Here is a 434-nt window from a genome sequence, read left to right on the forward strand (position 1 = left end):
CAGCGACGTATCCAAGGTTGACCTCGGGGAGATGAGCGTGTGCCTGGGTGATACCGCGAGCGACGTCTGCGGCGGCCGGGTCAGAATTATGCCCTTTCGCTTCGATCACCGTGACTGGTTTCGTCGCCGCATCACCGTTCAGCACCTCGGTGGCTGGCATCCCGACGCCGAGTAAGTCAGGTTCGCCGGCAGCAAGCCGGATCGTGTTGTACGGTGCAAGCCGGTCTCGAAGCGCCTGCGGAATAGTCCAGCCGCCCCACGTGGATTGGGTGAACTGCGTCTCCGTGACCGCGTACTGATCGGGACTCGTGTCGATAGCAGGATACAGCGTGTCTTTCGCGGCAGCAAGCACCGATGGCTCAGCGAGTGTGACTGCCATTATCCTGTTCACTGACGGTTAGATGATATAGTTGGGGGGATCGAGACACTCGGAA

It is taken from the genome of Halorubrum halophilum (genome assembly GCF_000739595.1).
In the GTDB taxonomy this organism is placed as follows: domain Archaea; phylum Halobacteriota; class Halobacteria; order Halobacteriales; family Haloferacaceae; genus Halorubrum; species Halorubrum halophilum.